22 protein-coding genes are annotated in these 26,932 nt (G+C 72.8%); 14 read left to right on the top strand and 8 right to left on the bottom strand.

Features of this window, described 5'->3' with window-relative positions; translation table 11 throughout:
* Positions 1-103 precede the first annotated feature (103 nt).
* Positions 104-1,147 (top strand): zinc-dependent alcohol dehydrogenase family protein, encoded by a 1,044-nt coding sequence (locus tag JK361_RS11180; protein ID WP_201815575.1) that lies wholly within the window; start codon positions 104-106, stop codon positions 1,145-1,147.
* Between the two features lie 31 nt (positions 1,148-1,178).
* Here the strand turns inward: JK361_RS11180 and JK361_RS11175 are convergent, their stop codons facing one another.
* The gene (locus tag JK361_RS11175; RefSeq protein WP_201815574.1) at positions 1,179-1,379 is read right to left on the bottom strand and encodes a helix-turn-helix transcriptional regulator; all 201 of its coding nucleotides are present in this window, start codon (positions 1,377-1,379) and stop codon (positions 1,179-1,181) included.
* A gap of 292 nt (positions 1,380-1,671) precedes the next feature.
* Here JK361_RS11175 and iolC point away from each other — a divergent pair, with 292 nt between their 5' ends.
* The 5 genes from iolC to mmsA all read left to right on the top strand — a co-directional run bounded on the left by iolC (position 1,672) and on the right by mmsA (position 7,813).
* Positions 1,672-2,622, top strand: a complete 951-nt coding sequence (iolC, locus tag JK361_RS11170) for a 5-dehydro-2-deoxygluconokinase (protein ID WP_201815573.1) — start codon at positions 1,672-1,674, stop codon at positions 2,620-2,622.
* A gap of 83 nt (positions 2,623-2,705) precedes the next feature.
* Entirely contained in the window at positions 2,706-3,566 is an 861-nt protein-coding gene (locus JK361_RS11165; protein WP_443732162.1) for a Cgl0159 family (beta/alpha)8-fold protein, read from the top strand.
* A gap of 8 nt (positions 3,567-3,574) precedes the next feature.
* Positions 3,575-4,414 (top strand): 5-deoxy-glucuronate isomerase, encoded by an 840-nt coding sequence (iolB, locus tag JK361_RS11160; RefSeq protein ID WP_201815571.1) that lies wholly within the window; start codon positions 3,575-3,577, stop codon positions 4,412-4,414.
* A complete protein-coding gene (iolD, locus tag JK361_RS11155) occupies positions 4,411-6,288 on the top strand; it encodes a 3D-(3,5/4)-trihydroxycyclohexane-1,2-dione acylhydrolase (decyclizing) (RefSeq protein WP_201815570.1) in 1,878 nt (625 codons plus the stop codon). Before iolB ends, iolD begins: the two co-directional genes overlap by 4 nt.
* 16 nt (positions 6,289-6,304) lie before the next feature.
* Complete coding sequence (mmsA, locus tag JK361_RS11150) at positions 6,305-7,813, top strand: CoA-acylating methylmalonate-semialdehyde dehydrogenase (protein ID WP_201815569.1); 1,509 nt, start codon at positions 6,305-6,307, stop codon at positions 7,811-7,813.
* Positions 7,814-7,946: 133 nt separating this feature from the next.
* Here mmsA and JK361_RS11145 read toward each other — a convergent pair whose 3' ends face one another.
* Positions 7,947-8,777: an SCO4651 family lipoprotein gene (locus JK361_RS11145; protein WP_201815568.1), complete on the bottom strand. Its 831-nt coding sequence runs from the start codon at positions 8,775-8,777 to the stop codon at positions 7,947-7,949.
* 435 nt (positions 8,778-9,212) lie between these two features.
* Between JK361_RS11145 and JK361_RS11140 the strand changes: the two genes are divergently transcribed.
* The 4 genes from JK361_RS11140 to JK361_RS11125 all read left to right on the top strand — a co-directional run bounded on the left by JK361_RS11140 (position 9,213) and on the right by JK361_RS11125 (position 16,453).
* On the top strand, positions 9,213-10,679 hold the full coding sequence (locus tag JK361_RS11140) for an APC family permease (RefSeq protein WP_236052730.1): 1,467 nt from the start codon (positions 9,213-9,215) through the stop codon (positions 10,677-10,679).
* A gap of 192 nt (positions 10,680-10,871) precedes the next feature.
* On the top strand, positions 10,872-13,523 hold the full coding sequence (locus tag JK361_RS11135) for a CocE/NonD family hydrolase (RefSeq protein ID WP_201815567.1): 2,652 nt from the start codon (positions 10,872-10,874) through the stop codon (positions 13,521-13,523).
* On the top strand, positions 13,520-14,374 hold the full coding sequence (locus JK361_RS11130; RefSeq protein WP_201815566.1) for an ABC transporter permease: 855 nt from the start codon (positions 13,520-13,522) through the stop codon (positions 14,372-14,374). The genes JK361_RS11135 and JK361_RS11130 overlap by 4 nt, the downstream gene beginning before the upstream one ends.
* Before the next feature lie 159 nt (positions 14,375-14,533).
* Entirely contained in the window at positions 14,534-16,453 is a 1,920-nt protein-coding gene (locus JK361_RS11125; RefSeq protein WP_201815565.1) for an AMP-dependent synthetase/ligase, read from the top strand.
* Positions 16,454-16,504: 51 nt separating this feature from the next.
* Here the strand turns inward: JK361_RS11125 and JK361_RS11120 are convergent, their stop codons facing one another.
* Positions 16,505-16,903, bottom strand: a complete 399-nt coding sequence (locus JK361_RS11120; protein WP_184958809.1) for a rodlin — start codon at positions 16,901-16,903, stop codon at positions 16,505-16,507.
* A 245-nt stretch (positions 16,904-17,148) separates the two neighbouring features.
* Between JK361_RS11120 and JK361_RS11115 the strand changes: the two genes are divergently transcribed.
* The 4 genes from JK361_RS11115 to JK361_RS11100 all read left to right on the top strand — a co-directional run bounded on the left by JK361_RS11115 (position 17,149) and on the right by JK361_RS11100 (position 21,229).
* Entirely contained in the window at positions 17,149-17,547 is a 399-nt protein-coding gene (locus tag JK361_RS11115) for a rodlin (RefSeq protein WP_201815564.1), read from the top strand.
* 243 nt (positions 17,548-17,790) lie between these two features.
* On the top strand, positions 17,791-18,018 hold the full coding sequence (locus JK361_RS11110; RefSeq protein WP_201815563.1) for a chaplin: 228 nt from the start codon (positions 17,791-17,793) through the stop codon (positions 18,016-18,018).
* A 121-nt stretch (positions 18,019-18,139) separates the two neighbouring features.
* The gene (locus JK361_RS42375; protein WP_201815562.1) at positions 18,140-19,363 is read left to right on the top strand and encodes a chaplin family protein; all 1,224 of its coding nucleotides are present in this window, start codon (positions 18,140-18,142) and stop codon (positions 19,361-19,363) included.
* A 543-nt stretch (positions 19,364-19,906) separates the two neighbouring features.
* Positions 19,907-21,229, top strand: a complete 1,323-nt coding sequence (locus JK361_RS11100) for a glycoside hydrolase family 26 protein (protein ID WP_201815561.1) — start codon at positions 19,907-19,909, stop codon at positions 21,227-21,229.
* 61 nt (positions 21,230-21,290) lie between these two features.
* Here JK361_RS11100 and JK361_RS11095 read toward each other — a convergent pair whose 3' ends face one another.
* The 5 genes from JK361_RS11095 to murJ are packed head-to-tail and all read right to left on the bottom strand — an operon-like array spanning position 21,291 to position 26,871.
* On the bottom strand, positions 21,291-22,415 hold the full coding sequence (locus JK361_RS11095) for a GNAT family N-acetyltransferase (RefSeq protein WP_307787240.1): 1,125 nt from the start codon (positions 22,413-22,415) through the stop codon (positions 21,291-21,293).
* The gene (locus JK361_RS11090) at positions 22,412-23,065 is read right to left on the bottom strand and encodes a YveK family protein (protein WP_201815559.1); all 654 of its coding nucleotides are present in this window, start codon (positions 23,063-23,065) and stop codon (positions 22,412-22,414) included. The genes JK361_RS11095 and JK361_RS11090 overlap by 4 nt, the downstream gene beginning before the upstream one ends.
* Positions 23,062-24,219, bottom strand: a complete 1,158-nt coding sequence (locus JK361_RS11085; RefSeq protein WP_201815558.1) for a glycosyltransferase — start codon at positions 24,217-24,219, stop codon at positions 23,062-23,064. Before JK361_RS11085 ends, JK361_RS11090 begins: the two co-directional genes overlap by 4 nt.
* Positions 24,216-24,977 carry a polysaccharide deacetylase family protein gene (locus JK361_RS11080; protein WP_201815557.1) on the bottom strand — a complete coding sequence of 254 codons (762 nt, stop codon included), beginning with the start codon at positions 24,975-24,977 and terminating at the stop codon, positions 24,216-24,218. Before JK361_RS11080 ends, JK361_RS11085 begins: the two co-directional genes overlap by 4 nt.
* Entirely contained in the window at positions 24,961-26,871 is a 1,911-nt protein-coding gene (murJ, locus tag JK361_RS11075; RefSeq protein ID WP_201815556.1) for a murein biosynthesis integral membrane protein MurJ, read from the bottom strand. Before murJ ends, JK361_RS11080 begins: the two co-directional genes overlap by 17 nt.
* Positions 26,872-26,932 lie beyond the last annotated feature (61 nt).

Below are 26,932 nucleotides of genomic sequence, written 5' to 3'. Positions count from 1 at the left end.
ACCACGAGGAGTTGACGAAACCGCCGGGGGAAGGCGGTCGGGGCCCGGCGCAACGCCCCCATGAAATCCAGTCTTCGCGCAGCATACCGAAGGGAGCGCGCACATGCGGGCCGTGGTCTTCGAACGATACGGCGACCCCGCCGAGGTACGTGAGCTGCCCGACCCCTCCCCGGCCCCGCACGGCGTGGTCGTCCGCGTCGAGGCGACCGGCCTGTGCCGGAGCGACTGGCACGGCTGGATGGGGCACGATCCGGACATCACGCTGCCGCACGTGCCGGGCCACGAACTCGCCGGTGTGGTCGAGGCGGTGGGCGACCGGGTGACCCGGTGGCGGCCCGGCGACCGGGTCACCGTGCCGTTCGTGTGCGCCTGCGGCAGCTGCCCCTCCTGCGCGGCGGGCGACCAGCAGGTGTGCGAACGCCAGACCCAGCCCGGCTTCCACCACTGGGGCTCCTTCGCCGAGTACGTCGCGCTCGACCACGCCGACGTCAACCTGGTCGCGCTCCCGGACGACATGGCGTACACCACGGCCGCCGCCCTCGGCTGCCGCTTCGCCACCGCCTTCCGGGCCGTGGTGCGGCAGGGCCGGGTGGCGGCCGGGGAGTGGGTCGTGGTGCACGGCTGCGGTGGGGTCGGTCTGTCCGCGGTGATGATCGCGGCGGCCTCGGGGGCCCGGGTGATCGCGGTCGACGTGTCCTCCGGAGCCCTGGAACTGGCGCGGAAGTTCGGTGCCGCCCAGTGCCTGGACGCGACCGGTGTGTCCGACCCGGCCGCCGCCGTCCGCGAACTCACCGGCGGCGGCGCCCACCTCTCCCTCGACGCGCTCGGCTCGCCCGCCGCCTGCGCGGCCTCCGTGAACGGGCTGCGCCGCCGCGGCCGGCACGTCCAGGTCGGCCTGCTGCCCTCGGCCGACGGCACCACCCCGGTCCCGCTGGCCCGGGCGATCGCCCTGGAACTCGAACTCCTCGGCAGCCACGGCATGGCCGCCCACGCCTACCCCGGCATGCTCCACCTGGTCCGCACCGGCGTCCTGCGCCCCGACCTCCTGGTGACCCGGACGATCACCCTCGGCGCGGCCCCGGCGGCGCTCGCCGCCATGGACACGGCGCCGGGGGCGGGGGTCACGGTCATCGAGCCCTGGAGCTGACGGCCCCGCCGCGCCCCCTCCCCGGCGGCGGTCAGCCGTCTCCGCGGGCCCGGTTGCCGGGGCGGGAGGCGACCCAGGCGCGGACGGTGTCGGCGTACCAGTAGGGCTTGCCGCCCTCGACGTGGTCGGGCGGGGGCAGCAGCCCGTGCTTGCGGTAGGACCGTACGGTGTCCGGCTGCACCCGGATGTGCGCCGCGATCTCCTTGTAGGACCAGAGCCTTCGGTCGGTCATGGGTTGCACCTCCCCGCGCACGCCGCGGCGGCGGCCTGGTACGGCCGCCGGGGGGACCGGGCGCTGCGCTGGCGATCACCAAGCCTGTGCCCGGTGAACGACGCAGAGTGACCGGCGGAGGCTGGCTGTCGACCGGGTGTGACCCAGAGTTCGCGTACCCGTGACATGTGTGACAGGAAGGGGGTGTTTGTGACACTCCGGCCATCGCCTGGTCCGAATGTCTGGACAAAACATTGACAGGCTTCGGTGGACGGACTAGAAAGCCGGGGAGAGCCATGACGAAGGGAAGCCGATGGCCTACGACCTGATCACCATGGGGCGGATCGGAGTGGACCTCTACCCCTTGCAGACCGGTGTCCCGCTCGCCCGGGTGTCGTCCTTCGGCAAGTTCCTCGGCGGGTCGGCGACCAACGTCGCGGTCGCCGCGGCCCGGCTCGGCCGGCACACCGCCGTCATCACCCGCACCGGCGACGACCCGTTCGGCACCTATCTGCACGAGGCGCTGCGCGGATTCGGCGTCGACGACCGCTGGGTCACCCCGGTCCCCGGACTGCCCACCCCCGTCACCTTCTGCGAGGTCTTCCCGCCGGACGACTTCCCGCTCTACTTCTACCGGCAGCCCAAGGCCCCCGACCTGGAGATCGACGCCCACGAGCTGGACCTCGACGCCATCCGCCGGACACGGATCTTCTGGGTCACCGGCACCGGCCTGAGCGAGGAGCCCAGCCGTACGGCGACCCTCGCGGCCCTCGCCCACCGGGCCGGGGCCGGGACCACCGTCTTCGACCTCGACTGGCGCCCCATGTTCTGGAGCCACCCCGACGAGGCCCGCCCCTTCTACGCCGAGGCCCTGCGCCACACCACCGTCGCCGTCGGCAACGTGGACGAGGTGGAGATCGCCACCGGGCTGCGTGAGCCGCATGCCGCCGCCCGCGCGCTGCTGGACGCCGGGGTCGAGCTGGCCGTCGTCAAGCAGGGGCCCAAGGGAGTCCTCGCCGTCCACCGCGACGGCGAGTCGGCCGAGGTCCCGCCGCTGCCCGTCACCGTCCTCAACGGACTCGGTGCCGGCGACGCCTTCGGCGGCGCCCTCTGTCACGGCCTGCTGGCGGGCTGGGACGTGGAGACGGTCATGCGGTACGCCAACGCGGCCGGCGCCATCGTCGCCTCCCGCCTGGAGTGCTCCTCCGCGATGCCGGCCCCGCACGAGGTGGCCGCCGCGCTCGACGCCGGAGCGGTCCTGTGAGGGCCGGCCGGGTCGCGGGCGCGCACGCCGAGGGCGGGGACGCCGGACGGCGCCCCCGGGTCGACGTCGCCGAGCTCGTCCGCATCCGCACCCACCACCCCGAGGCGATCGCCGAGGCCGCCGCCCGCCGGGCCCGCAGACCCCTGCTGACCGGGACCGGCCGGCTGATGATCGTCGCCGCCGACCACCCGGCCCGCGGCGCCCTCGCCGTCGGCGACCGCAGGCTCGCCATGGCCAACCGTGCCGACCTGCTCGAACGCCTCTGCCTGGCACTGTCCCGGCCCGGCGTCGACGGCGTCCTCGCCACCGCCGACATCCTGGACGACCTGCTGCTCCTCGGCGCCCTGGACCACAAGGTCGTCATGGGCTCCATGAACCGCGGCGGCCTTCAGGGCGCGAGCTTCGAACTCGACGACCGCTTCACCGGCCACCGCCCCGAGGACATCGAGCGCCTCGGCTTCGACGCGGGCAAGCTGCTGCTGCGCGTCGACTACGCGGACCCGGGCTCCCTCACCACCCTGGAGTCCACCGCCCGCGCCGTCGACGCCATGGCCGCGCGCCGGCTTCCGGTGTTCGTCGAGCCGTTCATCAGCCGCCGCACCCCCGAGGGGAAGCTGACGAACGACCTGTCCGCCGAGGCCGTCACCAGGTCCATCGCCATCGCCTCCGGCCTCGGCGGCTCCTCGGCCTACACCTGGCTGAAGGTTCCGGTCACCGAGAACCCCGACGACATGGCCTGGGTCATGGAGACCTCCACGCTGCCCGCCGTGCTGCTCGGCGGGGACATCGGCGACTCGCCCGAGGACCAGGACGCCGCCTACGAGAAGTGGCGCGGTGCGCTCCAACTCCCCACCGTGCGCGGCCTGGTGGTCGGCCGCTCGCTGCTGTACCCGGCGGACGGCGACGTGGCCGCCGCCGTGGACACCGCCGTAGGACTGCTGTGAGGGGCCGCATGACCAGCACCGACCTGCACCTGCCCAGGGGCGCCACCGCGAACGCCCAGTACGCCGTCGACATCGACCCCAAGTCGGCCGGCTGGACACACAGCAGCCTGCGTGTCGTCGAGCTGGCGCCCGGCGGCAGCCATACGTTCACCACCGGGGACAGCGAGTGGATCGTGCTTCCGCTGGAAGGCGGATGTACCGTTCGAATCGACACCGCATCGACCGAGAACGGTGAGTTCCAACTCCTGGGCCGGGACAATGTGTTCGCGGACGTCTCCGACTTCGTGTACGCCCCCCGGGACACCCGGGTCCAGATCGCCTCCGGCGCGGGAGGCCGCTTCGCCCTGGCAGGAGCGAAGTGCGAGCGACGACTCCCCGCCCGCTACGGCCCCGCGCCGGAGGTTTCCGTCGAGGACCGAGGCAGCGGCGGCTGCGCCCGCCGGGTGCGCAACTTCGCCTCCGCCGACGCCTTCGACTGCGACAGGCTGATCGCCGTCGAGGTGATCACCCCGGGCGGCAACTGGTCCTCGTACCCGCCGCACAAGCACGACGAGCACCGGCCGGGCGTGGAGTCCGAGCTGGAGGAGATCTACTACTTCGAGATCGACGGCCCGAACGGTTTCGGCTATCAGCGCGTATCCCCCTCACGCCCGGACGGATCCGACGTCCTCGCCGAGGTCCGCTCCGGCGACGCCGTCCTCGTCCCCGACGGCTGGCACGGCCCGTCCATCGCCCAGCCCGGGCACGACATGTACTACCTGAACGTCATGGCGGGCCCGGGCGAGACCCGGGAATGGCGGATCTGCTTCCACCCCGATCACGTAGTAAGCACAGGGGGCTACCGATGACGATCCGGCTGACCGTCGCCCAGGCGCTCGTCCGCTTCCTCGCCGCCCAGTACACCGAGCGGGACGGCGGGCGGCAGCGGCTGATCGGCGCCACCTGGGGCATCTTCGGCCACGGCAACGTCGCGGGACTCGGCCAGGCGCTGATCGAGTACACCGACGTCATGCCGTACCACCAGGGCCGCAACGAACAGTCCATGGTGCACGCGGCGGTCGGCTACGCCCGCCAGTCGAACCGCCTGTCCACGCACGCGGTGACGACCTCGATCGGCCCCGGCGCGACCAACCTCGTCACCGGCGCCGCCCTGGCCACCATCAACCACCTCCCGGTCCTGCTCCTGCCCGGCGACGTCTTCGCCACCCGCCCCGCCGACCCGGTCCTCCAGCAGCTGGAGATGCCCCACGCGGGCGACGTCTCGGTCAACGACACCCTGCGCCCGGTGTCGAAGTACTTCGACCGCGTCACCCGCCCCGAGCAGCTGATCCCGAGCGCGCTCCAGGCCGTGCGGGTCCTCACCGACCCGGTCGAGACCGGCGCCGTGACACTCGCCCTGCCGCAGGACGTCCAGGCGGAGGCGTACGACTGGCCGGAGGAGTTCTTCTCGACGCGCGTGTGGACCGTGCGGCGGCCGGGCGCCGACCCCACCGAGCTGGCCGAGGCGGTCCGGGTCATCCGGCAGGCGCGCAGGCCGCTGGTCATCGCCGGCGGCGGCGTCCACCACAGCCGGGCGGAGGAAGCCCTCGCGGAGTTCGCGTCGGCGACCCGCATCCCGGTCGCCTCCACCCAGGCCGGCAAGGGCTCGCTCCGGTACGACCACCCGCAGGACGTCGGCGGGGTCGGCCACACCGGCACCGCGACCGCCGACGAGCTGGCCCGCACCGCGGACCTGGTGATCGGCGTCGGCACCCGCTACACCGACTTCACCACAGCCTCCGGCACCCTCTTCGAGAACCCGGACGTCCGCTTCCTGAACCTCAACATCGCGCCCTTCGACGGCCACAAGCTGGCCGGGCTGCCCCTGGTCGCGGACGCCCGCAGCGGCCTGGGCGAGCTGACCGAGGCGCTGGTGATGCACGGGCACGAGGTCACCGGCCCGTACGTCACCGAGTACACCGAGGACAAGGAGCGCTGGGAACAGCGAGTCGACGCCTGCTTCGAGGCCGCCGAACCCGACGCACGGCCGTCCCAGCCGCAGGTCGTCGGCGCCCTGGACGCCCTGGTGGACGAGTCGGACATCATCGTCAACGCGGCCGGCTCACTCCCGGGCGACCTGCACAAGCTGTGGCGGGCCCGGTCGCACGACCAGTACCACCTGGAGTACGGCTACTCCTGCATGGGCTACGAGATCCCGGCCGCGCTCGGCGTGAAGCTCGCCGCGCCCGAACGGAACGTGTGGGCGCTGGTCGGCGACGGCACCTACCTGATGATGCCGACGGAGATCGTGACCGCCGTGCAGGAGGGCATCGCGATCAAGGTCCTGCTCGTGCAGAACCACGGGTACGCGTCCATCGGCGGTCTGTCGGAGGCGGTCGGCGCGGAACGGTTCGGCACGGCGTACCGGTTCCCCACGGAGGAGGGGACGTACACGGGCGCCCCGCTCCCCGTCGACCTCGCCGCCAACGCAGCCAGCCTCGGGATGCGGGTGCTGCGCGCGAAGACGGTACGGGACCTGCGCGCGGCACTCGCCGAGGCGCGGGCCGCCGACACTCCCACATGTGTCTACGTGGAGACCGAAACGTCCGACACTGTGTCTGGCGCGCCTCCGGCACAGGCCTGGTGGGATGTTCCTGTGGCCGAGACCGCGACCCGACCGTCGGCGGTCAAGGCACGAGAGCTGTACGAACGGCACGTCTCGACCCGACGCCGCCATCTGTAAGAAGGAGTCTCTGGGCATGACGAAGATCGTCAACCACTGGATCGGCGGCAAGACCGTCGAAGGCGCGTCGGGCACGTACGGGCCGGTCACGGACCCGGCGACCGGCGCGGTGACCACGAAGGTCGCGTTCGCGTCGGTCGAGGAGGTGGACGCGGCCGTCGCGGCGGCCAAGGACGCCTTCGCGACGTGGGGCCAGTCCTCGCTGGCCCAGCGCACCACGATCCTGTTCCGGTTCCGCGCGCTGCTCGACGCGCACCGCGACGAGATCGCCGAGCTGATCACCGCCGAGCACGGCAAGGTGCACTCGGACGCCCTCGGTGAGGTAGCGCGCGGCCTGGAGATCGTCGACCTGGCCTGCGGCATCAACGTGCAGCTGAAGGGCGAGCTGTCCACGCAGGTCGCCAGCCGCGTCGACGTCTCCTCCATCCGCCAGCCGCTCGGTGTCGTCGCCGGCATCACGCCGTTCAACTTCCCGGCGATGGTCCCGATGTGGATGTTCCCGATCGCCATCGCGACCGGCAACACCTTCGTGCTCAAGCCGTCGGAGAAGGACCCGTCGGCCGCGATCAAGATCGCCGAGCTGCTGGCCGAGGCCGGTCTGCCCGACGGCGTCTTCAACGTCGTCCACGGCGACAAGGTGGCCGTGGACCGCCTCCTGGAGCACCCGGACGTCAAGGCCGTCTCCTTCGTCGGTTCGACCCCGATCGCCCGCTACATCCACACCACCGCCTCCGCGGCCGGCAAGCGCGTGCAGGCCCTCGGAGGCGCCAAGAACCACATGCTGGTCCTGCCGGACGCCGACCTGGACGCGGCGGCCGACGCGGCGGTCTCGGCCGCCTACGGCTCCGCGGGCGAGCGCTGCATGGCCATCTCGGCCGTCGTCGCCGTGGGCGCCATCGGCGACACGCTGGTGGAGAAGATCCGCGAGCGCGCCGAGAAGATCAAGATCGGGCCGGGCAACGACCCGGCCTCCGAGATGGGCCCGCTGATCACCAAGGTCCACCGCGACAAGGTGGCCTCGTACGTGTCCGGCGCCGCCGCCGAGGGCGCCGAGGTCGTGCTCGACGGTTCGGCGTACCGCTATGAAGGGGCGGGCTTCGAGGACGGCCACTGGATCGGCATCTCGCTGCTCGACAAGGTGCCGACCAGCGCGAAGGCGTACCAGGACGAGATCTTCGGCCCGGTGCTGTGCGTGCTGCGCGTCGACACCTACGAGGAGGGCGTGGCCCTCATCAACGCCTCGCCGTTCGGCAACGGCACCGCGATCTTCACCCGGGACGGCGGCGCCGCCCGCCGCTTCCAGCTGGAGATCGAGGCCGGCATGGTGGGCGTGAACGTGCCGATCCCGGTGCCGGTGGGCTACCACTCCTTCGGCGGCTGGAAGGACTCGCTCTTCGGCGACCACCACATCTACGGCAACGACGGCACGCACTTCTACACCCGCGGCAAGGTCGTCACCACGCGCTGGCCCGACCCGGCCGACGCTCCGGCGGGCGTGGACCTGGGCTTCCCGCGCAACCACTGAGCCGGAAAGCCCGCCGCGCGCCCGCCGGGCCGGAAGACCCGCCGCGCGCCCGCCGGGCCGGGAGCCCGCCGCGCGGTGTGCCGGACAGTACGGTGCCCCGTCCTCCGCAGGGAGGACGGGGCACCGGCGTGTCTCAGCCCTGCTGCTTCTGCTGCTTCGCGATCACGTCCGTGAGGTCGGCGGTGCGCGCCGCCGGCGGGGTCTTGACGCTGACCGTCTTGCCGAACTTGTCGAAGTCCATGCTGATGGTCATGACGCCGAGCTTCTCCTTCAGCCGCACCGGCAGGTCGTCGGAACCGACCCACACGTCCATGACGATGGACTTCGTGCCGGTGGCCTCGCCCATGGGGCTGCCCTCGCCGTAGACGTCCTTGAACTTGCCCATGTGCGCGCGGTCGATCACGCCGCGGTAGTGCGTGGTGCGCCGTCCGTTCACGGTCTGCGTGCCGAGGTTCTGGACGTCCTTGGCGTACTTCAGGCCCTTCATGGAGGCGGAGGGGCTGCCGTTGTCCCCGCTGAGGGCCTGGGCGCCCTTCTCCCCGAACAGGGCCGAGCCGTCGACCCTGATCCAGTCCTTGCCCTGGTACGGGCCGGAGGGGAAGGCGTCGACGTCGTAGTAGTAGACACCGTGGACGAACAGGACGTGTGTCTTCGGCGAGTGGTTCACCGCCTGCATGTTCGCGGCCTTGGTGTCCATCTGGACGTCGAAGGCGTACCCGTCGCCCCAGGAGTAGGTGCCGTCCATGGCGATCGGGGTGCCGGTGCCGAGGTCGGTCGACATCCGCACCTCGGCCGAGCCCAGCTCCTCCGTCCGGTCCGTGGCCCTGGCCAGCGCGGCCATCGCCTTGTCGGCCTTGTCGACCGTCTTGACGGCCGACTTCACGCTCTCCGAACCGCAACCGGAGGCCGTCACCAGTGCCGCCGTCGCGAACGCCACCCAGGCGGCGGTGTGTCGCATCCTCATGTGTCCCACCCCAAAGTGCTGTGTGCCTGCTGTGCGGGCGCACTCTACCCAGCGCCTATGACATGGACGCGACCGGATTAGACGTCCGGATACCGGACGGGTTGACATTTTTTTGAAACGTCGGCTGCGGTTCCCGTTTGTGCGGGATGAAACGGATGACTAAGGGCTTGGGTCAAAATGACCTTGAAAAGCAAGGTCACAATCGCCTGAAGCTTGATGAAAGCGCCCACAGGGCGTCACGGCCTGGGAAAGTGATGCGACGCAAGGTCATCCACAAGTGCGGATTCCGAAGGTAAACCGCCATTGACGTGGCGGTTTTCGTCGGGGTTCTATGCAGCGCCGGGAGCGGACGAGATGAACGTACGAACGATCCGCCGGAGGCGATAGCGCTCCCGACCCCCACCCTCAGTCGCACGAGTCGATCGGAACCGCCGTATGACCGACACGCTCCAGAAGTCCGTGGCCGACACCCCGACGGCCCCCGCACCAGGGCTGAAGCGGTCCATCGGTGTCATCGGCGGCACGCTGCTGACCCTGTCGTGCGTCACGCCCGCCTCCACGCTCTTCGTCGTCGTCCCGGACCTGTTCGGATCCCTCGGCACCGCCACCGCCCTGACGATCGGCATCGGCTCCCTCCTCTGTATCGCCGTGGCGTTCTGCTACTCGGAGCTGGGCACCCTCATCCCCAGCGCCGGCGGCGAGTACGCCATGGTGTCGACGATGGCCGGACGGCTCGCCGGCTGGCTGGTCTTCGTGCTCTCCCTGCTGGTCGTGATGATCGTGCCGCCGGTGATCGCGATGGGCACGGCGGACTACCTCGCCCCGATCGTCCACCTCGACCCGTCCATGACCGGCGCCGGCGTGATGCTGCTCGCCACCCTCGCCGGCCTGCTGGACCTGCGCGCCAACGCCTGGATCACCGGCATCTTCCTGGTCCTCGAGGTCATCGCCGCCGGAGTCGTCGCCCTGCTGGGCTTCACGCACAGCCACCGCGGGGCCGGCAGCCTCGTCTCCCTCCAGGTGGCGGGCGGCGACGGCCACGCGGACACCGTGACGGCCATGCTGATCGTCTCCGGGCTGGCCATCGCCCTCTTCGTCACCCAGGGCTTCTCGACCGCCGTCTACCTCTCCGAGGAACTCGAGAACCCGCGCCGCAACGTCGCCCGCACGGTCCTCGCCACCCTCGCCATCTCCACCGTGGTCATCCTGGTACCGGTCGCCGCCATCACCATGGGCGCCTCCGACCTGACGGAGCTGACCGGCGGCGACATCAGCGCCATGGTCACCGCCTGGTCCAACTCCGCCGTCGGCACCTTCGTCAGCCTCTGCGTGGCCCTCGCCATCATCAACGCGGGCATCGTCATGGTCATCCAGAACTCCCGCGTCCTGTTCGCCTCGGCCCGCGACAAGGCCTGGCCCGGCCCGGTCAACACGGTGTTCTCCCGGCTCGGCCGGTTCGGCTCCCCCTGGGTGGCCACCCTCGCGGTCGGCGTCCCCGGCGCACTGCTCTGCTTCGTCAACCTGGACACGCTGTACGGCGTCACCGGCGTCTCGGTGACCGGCATGTACCTGCTGGTCGCGGTCGCCGCCCTGCTCGCCCGCCGCGGCTCCCACAAGCACACGCCGGCCTGGCGGATGCCGCTGTGGCCCGCGATGCCGGTCCTGCTCATCGCCGTCCTGGCGTACATCCTGACCCAGCAGGAGACGAGCTACCTGCTGTGGACCGGCGGCATCACCGCCGCCGCCACCCTCTACTGGGCCCTGTACCTGCGCCCGCGCCGCGACACCCACTGGCTGGTGACGATCCCGGAGGACGCGCGGATCCCGGAGACGCCGGTGACCGTCCCGGCCCAGGCCGGCCCGGTCCCCGCCCGGCCGGCCGGCGAGGCCCTGCGCCCCTGATCGCCCCGAAGGCGCGGGGAACCACGCGCTCGAACACCACCGACCCGCAGCCGGCCCGGTCACGGAAGTGACCGGGCCGGCGGCCGTACCACGAGCGCGGTACGACGCGGCAGAACCGTACTCCCGGGGGAGGGGCATCCCCTCCCCCCGAGGTCGGCAGCGGTTGTCGGTGCCGACCCGTACCGTTGACGCATGGATCTTCGACCTCGTGGGCTGCGGAAGCTGCTGCGCGGGCCGCGCCGGCCGGTCGCCGCCGCGGCCGCCGTCGCGGTGCTGGCCGGCGCCGGCACGTGGACGGCGGCCGTCGCCTCCGACGACACGGGTGCCGTGCGCCGCAGCGACCGGGTCATGGCGGTCGACGGGGTGCGCCTGGACACCTCGTACTTCACCCCGGCCGGCGCCGGCCGGCACCCCGCCGTCCTCCTCGCGCACGGCTTCGGCGGCAGCAAGGACGACATGCGGCGGCAGGCCGAGGACCTCGCCCGGGAGGGGTACGCCGTCCTGACCTGGTCGGCGCGCGGCTTCGGCCGGTCCACCGGGAAGATCGGGCTCAACGACCCGAAGGGCGAGGTCGCCGACGTCTCCCGGCTCGTCGACTGGCTGGCGAAGCGGCCCGAGGTGCGACTCGACAAGCCCGGCGACCCCCGCGTGGGCCTGGCCGGCGGGTCCTACGGCGGCGCGGTCTCCCTGCTCGCCGCCGGACAGGACCGCCGGGTCGACGCCATCGCCCCGGCGATCACCTACTGGAACCTCGCGGACGCCCTGTTCCCGAACGGCGTCTTCAAGAAGCTGTGGGCCGGCGTCTTCGTCAACACCGGTGGCGGCTGCGCGAAGCTCCAGCCCGCCCTGTGCCGGATGTACGAGCGGGTCGCCGAGTCCGGCACCCCCGACCCGGCCGCCCGGAAGGTGCTGGAGGAGCGCTCCCCGGCCGCGTTCGGCGACCGCATCCGGGTCCCCACCCTGCTGGTGCAGGGTCAGAAGGACTCCCTGTTCACCCTCGACCAGGCCGACGCCGCCGAGAAGGCGATCAGCGCGAACGGCGCCCCCGTCGCCGTCGACTGGATCGCCGGCGGACACGACGGCGGCGACATGGAGACCGGCCGGGTCGAGGCGCGCGTGCGTGCCTGGTTCGACCGGTACCTGAAGGGCGACAAGAGCGCCGACACGGGACCGGCCTTCCGGATCACCCGCACCGGAGGCGTCGACTCCACCAACGGCACGGCCCAGTTGCGCGGCGCGAGCGCCGACGCCTACCCGGGCCTGCACGACCACCGGCGCGCCATCGCCCTCACCGGAGGCGAACAGCACGTCGCCAACCCGGCCGGCGCCAGCCCGCCAGGCGTCTCCGCGCTGCCCGGCCTCGGCGGCTCCGGCGGCCTCGCCCAGCTGTCCGCGCTCGGCGTCGGCGTCTCCCTGGACTTCCCCGGCCAGTTCGCGCGCTTCGACTCGGCACCGCTCACCCGCGACCTGCGGATCACCGGCGCCCCCACCGCCACCGTGCACATCACCTCCACCCGCGCCGACGCCGTCCTGTTCGGCAAGGTCTACGACGTCGGTCCCGGCGGCACCCGGCAGGTGCTGCCCGCCCAGCTCGTCGCCCCCTTCCGGGTGACCGGAGCCAAGACCGGCAAGGACGTCACCGTCACCCTCCCGGCGATCGACCACGAGGTGCGCAAGGGCCACCGGCTCCGCCTGGTCCTCGCCTCCACCGACCTCGGCTACGCCTCACCGGCCGCCCCGGCCGACTACACCGTCTCCCTGAGGGGAGACCTGAGCGTGCCGACGGCCCCCGCCGTCACCACCGCCGCGGCACCCCTGCCCGCCTGGGTGTGGTGGCTGCCCGCGGCCGGCGCGGCCGCCGCCCTCGCCCTGCTGGTCACCGCCCGCCGCCGCACGGCCGCCCCGGCGCCCGACCCGGAACTGACCGAGGTCCCGCTCGTCATCAAGGACCTGAGCAAGCGGTACGCGAAGTCCACCGACCGGTACGCCGTCCGCGAGGTGTCCTTCCGCGTCGAGAAGGGCCAGGTGCTCGGCCTGCTCGGACCCAACGGCGCGGGCAAGACCACCACCCTGCGCATGCTGATGGGCCTCATCCGGCCGGACCACGGTGAGATCCGCGTCTTCGGCCACGCCGTCCGGCCCGGCGCCCCGGTGCTCTCCCGGGTGGGCGCCTTCGTGGAGGGCGCGGGCTTCCTGCCCCACCTGTCCGGCCGGGAGAACCTGGAGCTGTACTGGCGGGCCACCGGCCGCCCGCCCGAGGACGCCCACCTGGACGAGGCCCTGGAGATCGCCGGGCTCGGCGACGCGCTCGTCCGCGCGGTGCGCACCTACTCGCAGGGCATGCGCCAGCGCCTCGCCATCGCCCAGGCCATGCTCGGCCTGCCCGACCTGCTCATCCTGGACGAGCCCACCAACGGCCTGGACCCGCCCCAGATCCGCGAGATGCGCGAGGTGATGATCCGCTACGCGGCCGCCGGCCGCACGGTGATCGTCTCCAGCCATCTCCTCGCCGAGGTGGAGCAGTCCTGCACCCACCTGGTGGTGATGGACCGCGGCCGGCTCGTGCAGGCCGGTCCGGTCCGGGACATCGTCGGCTCCGGCGACACCCTGCTGGTCGGCACCGCCACACCTGTGGACGAGCCGGTGGTGGAGAAGGTGGCCGCGCTGGACGGCGTCGCCTCCGCCGTGCGCACCGACGACGGGCTGCTGATCCGGCTCGAACCCGGCGGCACGGCCGAGCGGCTGGTCGTGGAGCTGGTCCGGCTGGAGGTGCCGGTCGCCTCGGTCGGCCCCCACCGACGCCTGGAAGACGCCTTCCTCACCCTGATCGGAGGTTCCGCATGAGTACGCTCACCGAGGTCGCCTCCGGCTACCGGGCGGGGCGCACCCTGCCGCTGCGGGTCGAGCTGGTCCGGCAGTTCAAGCGGCGCCGCACGCTGGTCATGGGCGTGGTCCTGGCCCTGCTGCCGTTCGTGCTGCTGATCGCCTTCGCCGTCGGCGGCGAACCGGGCGGCCGGAACAACCAGGTCACGCTGATGGACACGGCCACCGCCTCCGGCGCCAACTTCGCCGCCGTCAACCTCTTCGTGTCGGCGGGCTTCCTGCTGGTGATCCCGGTCGCCCTGTTCTGCGGGGACACGGTCGCCTCGGAGGCGAGCTGGTCCTCGCTGCGCTATCTGCTCGCCGCGCCCGTGCCCCGCGCCCGGCTGCTGTGGTCCAAGCTCGTCGTGGCGCTCGGGCTGAGCCTCGCCGCGATGGTGCTGCTGCCGGTCGTGGCGCTCGCCGTCGGCACGGCCGCGTACGGCTGGGGCCCGCTGGAGATCCCCACCGGCGGTGCGCTGGACACCGGTACGGCGGCACAGCGCCTCCTGGTGGCCGTGGCGTACATCTTCGTGTCCCAACTGGTCACGGCCGGCCTGGCGTTCTGGCTGTCGACCAAGACGGACGCCCCGCTCGGCGCGGTCGGCGGCGCGGTCGGCCTGACCATCGTCGGGAACGTCCTGGACGCCGTCACCGCCCTCGGCCACTGGCGTGACTTCCTGCCCGCGCACTGGCAGTTCGCCTGGGCCGACGCCGTCCAGCCGCGTCCCGAGTGGTCCGGCATGACTCAGGGCGCCGCGATCTCCGTGTCGTACGCCCTGGTGCTCTTCGCCCTGTCCTTTCGGGGCTTCGCCCGCAAGGACGTCGTGTCCTAGTCTAGGGCCTCTCGTTTGGATCATGCCGGGCTCGGCCTGATCCAAACGAAAGACCCTAGCCCGTGATCCCGTCCCGCACGCCCCATTGACCTTTCCTTACTTCCGAGTAAGTTGACGCACCGGTAGGGGCCGTCGGTCGTACCGCCACCGGGAGCCGTCATGGGCGCACGCAGGGATCTGAAACGGGCACGGCAGCACACCGGTCTCGCGGACCGCGCCGCGGTGGAGATCGTCCGGGACGCCGAGGGCACGGTGCGCGAGGTGCGGGCCGCGCCCCTGGCGCCCCCGCTCGCCTCCGGTTCCCTGGCCGACCTGCCGTTCCGGCACGCGGCCGAGACCCCGGACGCGGTGCTGCTGCGCCGCCGCGAACGGGACGCCTGGCGGCCGGTCGGCGCGGCGCTCTTCGCCGCCGAAGTGGCCGCCGTGGCCAAGGGGCTGATCGCCGCCGGACTCGAACCGGGCGGCCGGGTGCTGCTGATGTCCCGCACCCGCTACGAGTGGACGGTCCTGGACTTCGCCGTCTGGGCAGCCGGCGGCCAGTCCGTGCCGGTCTACCCGACCTCCTCCGCCGAACAGGTGGAGTGGATCGTCCGCGACTCCGGCGCCCGGTTCGCCGTCACCGAGACCGCGGCGAACGCGGCCACGGTCACCGCCGGCACCGCCGGCCACGCACATCCGCCGAGGCTCTGGCAGCTGGACGCGGGCGCCCTCGCCGACCTCACCATCCTCGGCCGGGACCTCCCCGACGACGAACTCGCCAAGCGGCGCGCCGCACTGACCCCCGACACCGTCGCCACCATCTGCTACACCTCCGGCACCACCGGCCGGCCCAAGGGCTGCGTCCTCACCCACGCCAACCTGCACGCCGAGGCCGCCAACACCGTCGAGCTGCTCCACCCGGTCCTCCAGGCCGTCACCGGCCGGCCCGCCTCCACGCTGCTCTTCCTTCCGCTCGCCCACATCCTCGGCCGCACCCTGCAACTCGCCTGCCTGCTGGCCCGCATCGAAACCGGCCACTTCCCGAGCGTCAAGCCCGACGAACTCAGGCCCATGCTCAAGGAGTTCCGGCCCACCTTCCTGGTCGGGGTGCCGTACCTCTTCGAGAAGATCCACGACACCGGGCGCGCCACCGCCGAGAAGCTCGGCCGGGCCGCCTCCTTCGACCGCGCCGAGCGGATCGCCGTCCGCTTCGGCGAGGCCCACCTGCGGGGGTTCTCGGGCACCGGCAAGGGCCCGGGCCTCGGCCTGTACGCCGCCTGGGCGCTGTACGACCTGCTGGTCTACCGCCGCATCCGCAGGGAACTGGGCGGCCGGATGCGGTACGCCGTCAGCGGCGGCTCTCCGCTGGACCGCGACCTCAACCTGTTCTTCCACGCGGCCGGCATCGTCGTCTACGAGGGCTACGGCCTGACCGAGACCAGCGCCGCCGCCACCATCGTGCCGCCGCTCGGCCCCCGCCCCGGCACCGTCGGCCTGCCGGTGCCCGGGGTGTCCGTGCGCATCGCCGACGACGGCGAGGTGCTGATCCGGGGCGGAATCGTCTTCGGGGCGTACTGGAACAACCCGGCCGCCACGGACGCCGTGCTGCACGACGGCTGGTTCTCCACCGGCGACCTCGGCGCCCTGGACGACGACGGCTATCTGACCATCACCGGCCGCAAGAAGGACATCCTCGTCACCTCCGGCGGCAAGAACGTCGCGCCCGCAGTCCTGGAGGACCGGCTGCGCAGCCGCTCGCCCGTCGGCCAGTGCGTGGTCGTCGGTGACAACCGGCCCTTCGTCGCCGCCCTGATCACCCTCGACCGGGAGGCGGTCGCCCACTGGCTGTCCGTGCGGAAGCTGCCGCCGGACACCCCGCTGTCCGGGCTGGTCCGCGACGAGCGGCTGCGGGCCGAGGTGCAGAGGGCGGTCGACTACGCCAACCAGGCCGTCTCCCGCGCCGAGTCGATCCGCGCCTTCGTGCTGGTCGAGGGGGAGTTCACCGAGGAGAACGGGCTGCTGACCCCCTCGCTGAAGGTCAAGCGGCACGCGGTGACGGCCGCGTACGCCGAGCAGATAGAGGCGCTGTACCGCCGCTGACACGACGAAGCGGGGCGCCGGACCACTCGGCGCCCCGCTTCGATCACCGGATCACTTGTCGGCGTTCGAGGACAGGACCGACACGTCCTCCAGCAGGTGCGCCAGCGCGCCGTCGCGCTTGACGTTCGAGGAGTTCTCGGTGCACTGCTGCTGCATGTGGTCGGAAAGGATCGGAACGTCCTGGATCGCTCCTCCGATGGCCGCGTCGACCGAGGCCGGAATGTCGTTCACGGCGATGCAAGGCTTGTTGAAGGATCCCTGGATGAGAGCGAGCTGCGGGCTCATCTTCCCGTACGTGGTCGAGTTGCCGAAGGCCTGCCATCCCGCGTTGCCGTTCGCGACGGTCGGGCCCTGGTCGTTCCCGACCGCCAGCGCCTGCGGTGCCGCGGCAGCGGAGGCGCCCAAGGCGGAAGCGGCGACAGCCGCAGTGGCAACAAGCTTCTTGATCACTGGCCAATCCTTTCTGAGGAAACCCCGTACCGGAGCGCCCTGCTCAACTCTGCGGATCCCGCGTGGTTTCTCCCGTTCACCCTGTCGGCCGAAGGGGTGGACCGTGATGTGTTCTTCGGATCGGTGACTTCCTGTCACCTCCCTCGCTGTTTACGCTCCAACAGAGTGAATAAGCGGAACCATTCCCTATGTACCGGGTTGATGAGGCCGTAGGGCATGCGTCGCTACGAGGAAAGGAACGCGAAGTGCTCAAGAAGGCAATGGTCGCCGCTGCGACCGTCGCTTCTGTCGTGGGAATGGCGGTGGCGGCCGCGCCGCAGGCGCTTGCCATCGGCAACGACAACGGACCGACCGTCGTGAACGGCAACGACAACATCTCGTCGTTCGGCAACTCGGCGACGAGCGGCAGCCTGAGTCCGCAGCTCTCGCTGGTGCAGGGCTCGCTCAACAAGCCGTGCTTGGGCGTCCAGGACACCGACGTCGCCGTCGACGCGGCCATCGGCGGCACCATCCAGGACATCCCGGTTCTCTCGGACCACGTCCAGCAGCAGTGCAGCGAGAACTCCACGAACAGCAAGCGGGACGGCGCGCTCTCGCACGTCCTGGAGGACCTTTCGGTTCTCTCGGCGAACACCGAAGGCTGACTCCACGTCGGCTGGCCCGGGCAGTCCGCTGCATCGTCTGCGGATCGCCCGGGTGTCTTTGTTTTCCGTGAAATCCAGGCGAGGGAGTCGCGTGAAAGATCGGTGCGATCGAGTGATTATCGCGCGGTTCGCGTTCCATGCTCTCCCATTGCGTCTAACCCTCGTTCCATACCACGACCGTTCACGTCGTGCGCACACGATTCTGGCCGTCGTCGGGGTATGACTCCAAAGAAGGGAACATTCATGAAGAAGACTGTTGCTGTCGTCGCGGGCGCCCTCATGGCCCTGGGCGGTGCGGCACCCGCCTTCGCCGACACCGGGGCCGAGGCCGCCGCGGTCGGTTCCCCCGGTGCCGCCTCCGGCAACGCCGTCCAGGTCCCGATCCACCTGCCGGTCAACGCCTGCGGCGACACGGTGGACGTCATCGCTCTGCTGAACCCGTCGTTCGGCAACGCCTGCGTCAACGACTGAGCTTCTCGCACACCACGCACAGCCCCACCGGCTGCGTACTGGCCGGCCTCGGACCGTCGATCCGTCGATTCTTCGTTCCGGGGCCGGCTTTCCCATTTCTTCGAGCAGGAAGACCACGAGATTGCGACAGACTCTCAGCAAGGGCATGGCCGTGGCCGCCGTCGCGACCGGCATGCTGTCCTTGTACGGCGGTGCCGCGCTCGCCGACTCCCGCGCGCACGGCGCCACTCAGGATTCCCCCGGGACACTGGCCGGGAATCACGTCCAGGCCCCGGTGAACGCGCCGGCCGACGTCTGCGGCGACTCCGCCGGCGTGGTGGCTGCGCTGAACTCGGCGGCCGGCGACTCCTGTGCTGCCGCCGATCACAGTACGGAGGGGCAGGAGAGCAGCCGGCACGTCGACGAGGCCGTCGGCACCGGTGACTCCGACGACAGCGGTTCCAAGGACGCCGCCGACGAGCCCACTCCCAGCAGCAGCCACTCCTCGCCCTCCTACGGCGATGACGAGGCGACCTCGCCCGCCTACGGCGACAGCGAGACCAAGGCTCCTTCGTACGGGGATGAGGAGAGCGAGGCCCCTGAGACCAAGGCTCCTTCGTACGGGGATGAGGAGAGCGAGGCCCCTGGAACCAAGGCTCCTTCGTATGGGGATGAGGAGAGCGAGGCCCCTGAGACCAAGGCTCCTTCGTATGGGGATGAGGAGAGCGAGGCCCCTGGAACCAAGGCTCCTTCGTACGGGGATGAGGAGAGCGAGGCCCCTGAGACCAAGGCTCCTTCGTACGGGGATGAGGAGAGCGAGGCCCCCGAGACCACGGCGCCTCCCTACGGTGGAGAGCAGACCAAGGCGCCCGAGACCACGGCGCCTCCCTACGGTGGAGAGCAGACCAAGGCGCCCGAGACCACGGCGCCTCCCTACGGTGGAGAGCAGACCAAGGCGCCCGAGACCACGGCGCCTCCGTACGGTGGCGAGAAGACGACTTCGCCTCCGTACGGTGGTGAGGAGACCACCACGCCTCCCTACGGTGGCGAGAAGACCACCGCACCTCCCTACGGTGGTGAGGAGACCACGCCGCCTCCCTACGGTGGTGAGGAGACCACCGCACCTCCCTACGGTGGTGAGGAGACCACGCCGCCTCCCTACGGTGGTGAGGAGACCACCGCACCTCCCTACGGTGGTGAGGAGACCACGCCGCATCATCACGGCTGGCACCACCCCAAGCCGCCGGAGCTCTCGCACACCGGTGGTGAGGCCCGGGCCATGATCGCGGCGTCGGCCGCCAGCGCCGTGCTGATCGCTGCCGGAACGATTCTGTACCGGCGAGGCCGGGCCGCCTCACGTCGGTAGCGCGTCGGGTGCCGGACCGAGCGTCCGGCACCCCGTCGTGCACCCGTGCTCCCGCGTCGTGCAGCATCCTTCAGTGCCGGACCGGCTCAGGCACGGCGCCACGCCGGGCGGCGTGCCGCGCGGCCGCCGTCTCACCCCTCGCACCAGCGCGCCCGCCGTGCCAGGAACAGGCCCGGGTACGACGACTCGGACTCCAGCCCCACTTCCGGTCCCGCCTCCGGGCTCTTGCCGGCATCCGTCGCCGGCGGTACGCGCAGGCCGGGGGAGACCCGCCGCGCCGCATTCTCCGGACGCAGTGGCCCGGCACCTCACGGGCCGTCGCCATCTCCCAGCCCCTGCGCACCCCCCATTGCTCCACCCGCTCGCCACCCACCGGAACCCCGCGGGCTCGTGACCGTCTTCCGCTGGCCCGTACGGGGGGTTCGTGCGCCCCGGAAGAGGCAACCGGGCTGGCGCCGGTCGTACTGATGTGACTGGGTGTCAGTACGGAACGCCCTCCACCGCCCGGCGGGCGGTGGAGGGCGAGTGGAGAGAGGAGTAGGCATGAGCGCACAGCGGCGCGGGGCCCGGCCCGGGCGGCCGGTCGTGCTCGCGGCATCGGTCGTCGGGGCGGTCACCCTGGCGGTCGGCTCCGGGTTCGCCGCGAGCCCGGGTACGGCCCGGGCCGCGAACCCGCCCGCCCCGGCCCCGGCGCCCACGACCGTGCCTACGGGCCCGGCCGCTCCCGTACCCTCGGCCGTCCCCGCGTCCCCGGCCGTTCCGGCACCCACGGCGGCGCCGACACCTCCGGCGGCCAAGGAGACCCCCGTGCCCGGCCGGGCGGTCCGGCCCTTCGGAGCGTTTCTCGACTCCGGTCCCAGCGGGGTCACGCACATGGCCCAGCTGAGTCGTTGGCTCGGCGGGACCGAGCTGAAGGTCGGCCACACCTATCTCCCGGGCGGCAGCTGGCAGGACATCGAGGGGCCGCCCGGCTTCCTGGACGTCTGGGCGCACTGGCGGCGGGGGAAGGCGGACCGGACGCTCGTCCTCAACGTGCCGATGCAGGAGCGCAACGAGGAGGACGTCCCGGACGACCAGGTGCGGCTGCTGCTGCGGCAGGCCGCGGGCGGTGCGTTCGACCAGCACTTCAGGACCCTCGCCGAGCGGCTGGTGGAGCTGGGGGTGCCGGACACGGTGATCGTGCTCGGCTGGGAGATGAACGGCATCACCTACACCCACCGCTGCGGACCGGACCCGGCCGCCTGGAAGGCGTACTGGAACAGGATCGTCGCCACGATGCGGTCGGTGCCGGGACAGAAGTTCCGGTTCGACTTCACGCCGAGCCGCGGCCGGGACGCCGTGCCCTGGACCGAGTGCTACCCCGGGGACGACACGGTCGACATCATCGGCATGGACTCCTACGACCAGCCGAGCGGGCTGTCGTTCGACGAGCAGGTGAAAGAGCCCTACGGGCTCCAGCAGCACGTGGACTTCGCGAAAGCCCACGGCAAGCCCATCTCCTATCCGGAATGGGGACTCTTCCGCAACGGCGACAACGCCGAGTACATGCGGCGCATGCTCGCCTGGATCGACGAGCACCGGCCGCTGTACAACACGCTCACCGACTACTGCCCGCACGGCGTGTGGCAGTGCTCGGCCAACCCCCGTGCGTCGCTGGTCTACCGGACCGCCCTGTACGGCCTCACCCAGCCGCCCGCGCCCACGCCGGCCCCGGCCTCACCCCCGCCCCCGGCAGCCCTGCCCGAGCCGGCGCCCGCCACCGGCCCCCCGGCCGCCTGCTCGCCGCTGAACCTGGGCGACTGGGCCGAGCACTGGCTCGGCAGGCAGCCCTGCGCCGGCTTCGACTGGTGGTCGCGGACACGCTAGGGCCTCTCGTCCGGTTCATGCCGGGCCCGCGGGTGGTCCGGCCTGATCCGGACGCAGGACCCTAGTCCAGGCCGCGTTCCCGCCACCGGTGCCGCACCTCCCTGCCGCACTGCCTGGCGGCCACGCCGCTCAGCGCGGCCGCCAGCAGCGGGGCGGTGCGCCGACGGGCCATGAGAAGCCGCTGGTTGACGACCCGTTCGGGTCGCCAGTGGAGCTTGTACGATTCGTCGCCGCGCAGCAGGCTCAGCGTGCCGCGCCCGCCACCGGTGTGCTCCGTGCAGGCGTCCAGCAGCATCACCGCCACGTCCGCCTTCCGGTCCCTCAGGCCCGGATGGGCACCGTAGAGGTAGCCGCCGGCCAGGCTGTCCGAGAGCAGGGTCAGATCGACCGCCAGTACCTCGTCGCCGATCAGGAACTCGGTGACCACCGCGTTCCCCGAGCGCACCATCGGTGGCACGGCCCGCATCAGGTGCTCCCGGAACCTGCGCCGCAGATGCTCGCTCGTCACCTTCCGTCCCTGCCACTGCAGCCGGTGCAGCTCCAGCAGCCGGCCGAGTGCCGCGGCCGCCTCCTCCGGGCCCACCGTCCGCCGCCTCACACCCAGTGCGGTCAGCCTGCGCAGCTTGGCCCGCGCCCGCTGGCTCGCCTTGCCCGACGGCAGCCGGGCGATCAGCCCGTCCATGGGCACACCGGGCAGCTCCAGGCACAGCGAGTCGCGGACCTTGTGGCGCGGGCCGCACCAGTGGTCGTACACCCGCTCCACCGCGCCGCCCGGACGCACCTCGCGGAAGTCGACCAGTGCCGTGCAGGCGGCGTCCGCGAGCGCATCGGTGAGCGTGCCGGCCGCCCTTCCGTCGTCGGTGTCGTCCAGGAGCACGTCCGTGTAGTCGGAGATCGGGCCGCCGAGCGGCACCAGCGCGGGCAGCGGCCGGCTCACCAGCATCAGCGGCGCGGCGGCGACCAGTTCGCCGCCGGCTCGCACCAGCAGCAGCCTGAGCTGCCCGGGCCGGCCGTACGACAGCCACCACGAGTGCAGCCAGGCATGGCTCTGGAACGGGGTGGCGGCGGAGCACTTCCCGAACAGCCGGCCCCAGGCCGGGGCCAGCGCCGCGAAGGCGGCCTCGTCGGTGACGAACTCGGCGGTGAGGACCGGGCGCGCGGTGCGTGCCGTGAAGGTGGCGGTCACAGCCGGCCGCGCGCGTCGGCGGCGAAGGCCGGGCCGGGCACCGAGGCCCGCACGCACTCGTCCTCGGGCCGGCATCTCGGCCGTACCAGCAGCGCGAGGCCGCCGAGCAGCCCGCCCGCGCTCGCCCCGATCAGACCGGTCACCCCCGCGGAGGGCGAGGCCGGCTCGGCCGGCGGCACCGCGGGGGAGAACTGCATCAGCTCCACGTGGGTGGCGGCCTTGGCGGCGTCGGCGTGCCGGGTCAGCGCGCGGGCGACCGCGTTGGCCATGCGGGCGGCCTGGGCCGGGCGGGGCGAGGTGGCGGAGACGGCGACCATGGGGGCGTCCGGCGAGGTCGCGGTGCGCACACCGTCCCGCAGGGTGGCCATCGGCACCCCGGCCCGCGCCTGGGCGTCGCCGAGCACCGCGACCTGGGTGGCGACCCGGCCGTAGGCCTGTGCGAAGCCGAGCGCGGTGGCGGTGTCGGACCGCTCGCCGGGGACGGCGACGACATAGCTGGTCGCCGTGTACTGCGGGGTCTGCAGCACGCCGTAACCGCCGCCCAGCAGCCCGCCCGCGAGGACGCCGGCCGCCACCAGCGACCAGGGCGGGAGCGCGCGCAGACGGGAGAAGCGGGAGGAGCCGGGGCGCCGGGTGGGGTTCTGGGTCATGAGGGGCCGACTTTCTCGGGGGATCGGGGCTTCGGGACCGGGTGGGCGAGCGCCGCCGCGTAGACGTCCATCAGCCGGGCGGCGCTGCGGGTGATGCAGTAGTGGCGGGCCGCCTCGGGGGTGGTGCGCGGGCCGGGGCCGGCGGCGCGGACCCCGGCGAGCGCGCGGGCGTAGGCGCCGGCGTCGCACGGGATGCGCACCGCGTCCGGGGCGGACCGGGGAGGCAGGTCCTGAAGGGCCGGGCAGGAGGTGTAGCGCACCGGCAGCCCGGCCGCCAGCGCCTCCACGGCCGCGAGCCCGAACGCCTCCTCGGGCGAGGGGGAGGCGAGTACGTCCATCGCCGACGCCAGCGCGGGCAGGTCGGGGCCGGGCGAGCCACCGGGGAGGTACGGCCGCTCCCCGGCGAACAGCACCCGGTCGGCCACCCCCGTTTGCCGCGCGCATCGCCGCAGGGCGGGCTCCTGCGGGCCGCCGCCGACCAGCAGCAGCCGGCAGTCGGCGGGCAGCTCGGCGAAGGCGCGGACCAGGACGTCGAAGCGTTTGCCGGGCGCGAGCCGGCCGATGCCGCCGACCACGAACGCGTCCTCGGGCAGCGCGAGTTCGGACCGGGTGTGGCGGCGGGCCGCCGGGTCGAAGGCGAACCGCGTCAGGTCGATGCCGTTGGGCACGACCGCGATGCGCGGCCCGGGCACCCCCCAGCGGGCGAGCCGGCCGGCGACGGTGGGGGAGACCGCGACGGTGGACCGGCCCAGCCGCTCGCCCAGCAGATACAGCGCCCGGACCCCCGCGGTGAGCGGCCGGCCCTCCAGCTGCGTGTCGCCCAGGGAGTGTTCGGTGGCGACCACCGCGCGGACCCCGGCCAGCCGGGCGGCGATCCGGCCGTACAGGCAGGCCCGGTAGAGGTGGGTGTGCACGAGGTCGTACCGGCCGCGCCGGACGATCCGGGCCAGCCGGGGCAGCGCGGCCAGGTCGCGGTTGCCGGCCATGCCGAGGTGGGTCACCCGCACCCCGTCGGCCGCCAGCCCGTCGGCGACCGGCCCCGGGTTGGTCAGCGTCACCACCTCGCACTCCACGGGCAGGTGCCGCAGCAGCAGCCGCAGTTGCTGTTCGGCGCCGCCCACTCCGAGCCCGGTGATGATGTGCAGGACTTTCACCGCAGCCCCTCCACGGGCCGCCGGCGCAGCCGGTGCAGCCGGCGCTTGAGGAACAGGCGTACGGCGGTGTCGTTCTGGCCGATGTGCACACGGGGCAGGACGTGCGGGCCGTTCAGCTCGCCGGGATCGATGGCGCAGGCATAGCGGTAACCGGCCGCCCGTACGGCCTCCACGGCTCGCCGGTCGACCGTGCCGTACGGGTAGCAGAAGCCGGTGACCGGGGCGCCCGTCAGCTCCTCCAGCACGGCCCGGCTCCCGGCGGTCTCGGCCTCCAGCAGGGCGTCGTCGGCGCGGGTGAGGTCGACGTGGGTGAGGCCGTGCGAGCCGATCTCCACGCCCGCGGCGGCCGCCCGCCGGATGCCGTCGGCGGTCAGCAGCGGCTTGCGGGGGCCCAGCGGGTCCCAGGCGTTGTCGCCGCCGAACCGGCCGGGCAGCACGAACAGGGTGGCCGTGCACTCCCAACGGCGCAGCACCGGCAGGGCGTTGCCGAGGAAGTCGGCGTACCCGTCGTCGAAGGTGAGACCCACCAGGCCCCGCCCCGCGCCGCGCACGCGGGCCGCGAGCAGCTCGGCCACCGACACCCCGCGCAGCCCCCGCCGGCGCAGCCAGCGCAGCTGCGCCTCCAGCCGGTCGGGGGTGACCGTGACGCGGTACGGGTCGTCGGAGCGGTCACCGACCGAGTGGTACATGGCGATCCACGGGACCGGGCCGGGGGCCAGGGGCCGGGCGGGGGCCGGGGAGTCAACGGAGGACGGCATGGGCGAGCCTTCGGGGGAGGGTGCGTACGGAGCGGAGCGCGGGGGCGCAGCCCTGGGCACCCAGGGCCGCGCCGAGCAGGAGGAACACGACGGTCACCGTGGCGCCGCCGGCGGCGAGTCCGGCGAGCGGCGCCGACGGCAGGCCCGCCACCAGCGCGCCGGCGACGGCGGCCACCGCCGCCGCCCGCAACGGCCGGCTCAGCTCGCGCAGCACGGGCCCGGTCCGGATGGGCACACCGCGGCGCCCGGTGCCGGCGAGCAGCAGCACGGCGGTGAGGGTGATGCCGGCGGCGTTGGCGGCGGCGATCCCGTCGACCCCCCAGGGGCCGACCGTCCAGGCGCCGATCCACGAGGTCGCGACGATCCCCGCGGCCATCGCGGCCAGCGGGTACCAGGTGGCGCTTCCCGCCGAGAAGCAGGCGCGGACCAGGACGCCGGTCAGGGTCTGGCCGAGCAGGCCGAGCGCGTACACCCGCATCACGCCGGCGGTCGCCGCGGTGTCCTGGGCCGTGAACGCGCCACGCTGGAACAGCAGTTCGACCAACTGCGGCGCGCAGGCCACGACCGCGGCCGTGCCGAGCAGCACCAGACAGGCGGCCAGCGCCAGATCACGCTCCACCCGGTCCCGGGCCCGCTCGCTGTCGCCGTCGGCCAGCGCCCGCGCCACCACCGGGAAGGTGACCGTGCACAGCATCATCGACATCGTCATCGGGAGCTGGGCGACCTTCTGCGCGTAGTTCAGGTGCGAGATGGCCCCGGCGGGCAGCCCGGAGGCGAGGAACCGCTCGATCAGCACCTGGGACTGCCGGCACAGCGCGAACAGCAGCACGGTGGCCAGCAGCGGCACGTTCAGCGGCTGCGCTGCGGCGGCGGCCTTCGCGTCCGCCCGTCCGCCCGGCCGGCGCAACTCCCGTACCAGTGACGGCAACTGGACCGCCACCATCAGGCAGCCGCCCGCGGCGACCCCGAACGCGGCCGACCGCACGCCCCAGTGGCCGCCGAGCGTGTACATCGCCGTGACGATGCCGATGTTGTGGACGACGTAGATCGCGGCCGGCGCCAGGAAGCGGCGGTGGGCGCGCAGGGCGGCGCTGCAGTACCCGGCGAGGCCGAAGCTCAGCACACAGGTCGCGGTGAGCCGGGTGCAGTCCACGGCGAGGGAGGGGACCGGCAGACCCGGCGCGAGTACGGCGACGAACTGCGGTGCGGCCAGCGCGAGCAGTGCCCCGACCGCCGTGAACGCCAGCACCAGCCGGGGCAGGGTGCCGGCGGCCAGCGACCGTACCGGGTCCCCGGGCGCGCCCTGCGCACGGCGGGCCAGGGCCGTGCTGAACGCCGGGATCAGCGCGAAGGCCAGCCCTTCCTCGATGAGCAGCGTCGCCGCGAACTCCGGCACCGTCCAGGCCACCAGGAAGGCGTCGGTGTCCTGTCCGGCCCCGAACAGCCTGGCCAGCGACTGGTCCCGCACCAGCCCGAGCAGGGCCGCCGCGACCGAGAGGGAGGCGGTGACGAGGGTGGCGCGGGCGAGGAAACGGCCGCTGGGCGGAGCCGGGCCGGGGGGCGCAGGGGCCGGTTCGGGGGACCGGGGGTCCGGGCCGGGGGGTGGAGGGGAGGTCGGTGGCGGAGGGGCCGGGGCGTGGTGTCCGGGTGCCGCGGTCGGGGAGAGGGCGCTCCCGGTGGGGGGAACTCCCGTGCCGGGGGCGGAGGGTACGGCGGAGCGCGCCGACGGGAGGGTGACCCCGCCCGGCCCGGCCGTCCGTTTCGGCCCCGCACCCTCGGCCGTCCGGTTCGGTCCCGTGGTCCCGGCCGTCCCCTCCGGCCCTGTCTCCGCGGTGGGCCGCCCGGCCGCGTCGGCCCCCGGCCCCGGCGCCCCACCGGTCGTACGGCTCGTCATCCCGCCCGCCTCCGCCCCCGTACCGAGAGGGGGACGGCGCGGGACACGGGGGAGGGACAGG

Origin of the sequence: Streptomyces musisoli (genome assembly GCF_016741855.1) — a bacterium.
In the GTDB taxonomy this organism is placed as follows: Bacteria; Actinomycetota; Actinomycetes; order Streptomycetales; family Streptomycetaceae; genus Streptomyces; species Streptomyces musisoli.
This window is presented reverse-complemented; position numbering and strand designations above follow the sequence as displayed.